Origin of the sequence: Nocardia sp. NPDC060220 (genome assembly GCF_042727815.1) — a bacterium.
Taxonomy (GTDB): Bacteria; Actinomycetota; Actinomycetes; order Mycobacteriales; family Mycobacteriaceae; genus Nocardia.
In genome coordinates this window covers 1-1509 of sequence record NZ_JBHWZY010001241.1, presented here as the reverse complement: position 1 = coordinate 1509, position 1509 = coordinate 1, and the positions used below count along the sequence as shown (strand labels likewise).

The 1509-nt window shown below is 69.7% G+C and carries 1 protein-coding gene and 1 pseudogene; both read right to left on the bottom strand.

The genetic code is table 11. The annotated features are described in order from the left end of the window. The coding region (locus tag ACFWF3_RS35670) for a Rossmann-like and DUF2520 domain-containing protein (protein WP_379318549.1) at window positions 1–608 on the bottom strand (608 nt) is incomplete at its 3' end. Window positions 609–895: 287 nt separating this feature from the next. Continuing rightward, window positions 896–1509: pseudogene (locus ACFWF3_RS35665) on the bottom strand (hypothetical protein); the annotation flags it as partial.

Here is a 1509-nt window from a genome sequence, read left to right as displayed (position 1 = left end):
GATTCGCGCAGGGCCGCGACGGCGTCGACGATCACCGTGACCAGGTGATTGCTGCCGTGGGCGAGGGCCGCGTGATAGAGCGAACGCTGGTCTTCCTCGACGCGAACCGGTTCGCCACCCATCTCGATCACCAGCGCCTGCGCGATGGCGTACCCGACCTCGTCGGCGGCGGTGACGCCGAAACAGGCATTGGCGAGCCGGGCGATGTCCTCGTCGTGGCCGGTGAAGGTCATGGCGGGGTGGATCGCGAGGCCGAGCGCACCCTGCTTCGTCAGCGGTTCGAGAATCCCGACGCCGTTCGCGCCGGAGGTGTGCACGACGATGGTGCCGGGGCGGACCACGTTCGCACCGGCGAGGCCGCGGACCAGCCCGGCCAGTTCGGCGTCGGGCACGGCGAGCAGGAGCAGTTCACTGCGCTGGGCGATCTGTTCGATCGGCAGCACCTGGGCTTCGGGCAGCCGAGTACGGGCGCGGTGCACCGAGGCGTCGGAGATCGCGGCGACACCGAAGACCACGTGGCCGGCTCGCTCGAGCGCTACGCCGAGTGCGGAACCCACTCGTCCCGCCGAGACGATTCCTACCGTCAGTCGTGCGGGCGCTGGATCCATTCGTGCGGGCACGGAGTCGCCACTCGTGTTTGCGCCATCAGGGTTGACACTTCTCGAGGTCAACGTTGTCCTCTCGATTTGCGTTCCAGTCCCGCGGTGCGGGTACCAGACGTTCGCTTCGAGAATAGAGGGAGTTACTCGAGGACCGCCACACGCCCCACCGTGATCTAGCGCTCACCTGGTCCGCCACTCCGTGTATTCAGGCCAGACCCAGGTGCGTGGTGACAGGGGGACGCGGCCGAGGGTTTGCCGGTGGGCGAGCCGGCTGTTGTCGGTGTTGCGACCAGCTAGGTACGCGGAGAGGCGGAGCCGGTGGACTCCGATTCGAGGTTGGCCATGATATCTGCCACCGACAGCCGGGCGGTGCCCTCGGTTTCGGCGCGGCGGCGCCGACGAGAGCTGGTGCCCACCGAGGGAGCCTTCTCGGGGCGGGTGGCCGGGGGCTGGGCGGGCTCCGGGGTGGGCTCGGCCGTCGCTACGGGTGCCGCGACAGGTTCGGCCGCGGCGACCGGTGCCGGAGTCGGTTCGGCCGTCGCCGGGGTGGGCTCGGGGGCAGCGGCCGAGTTGCCGTTGGTGGTGGGCTCGGCCGGCAGGACCGTCTCCGTCACCTGGCGGGTGTTCGGCGAGGACAGGCGCGGCGGCGGCGTCTTTCCCGATGACGTGGTCGGTGCGGCGGGCTGCGCGGGGGCGGTCGACTGCTGGGTTTCGGCGTACTCGTCGAGCTGCACCGCCGAGGTCTCGGCGGTCACCGGGTCGTCGTACGGGTCGGCGAAATTGGCCGAAACCGGTTGCATGAAGACAGGTTTCAGTGCGCTGGGCGGTTGCTGCCACGGGCCGAACCAGGCGGCGGTGGCATCCTCGGGGCTAACGTCGAAATCGTGGTCGGGCTCGTCGAAGGCAT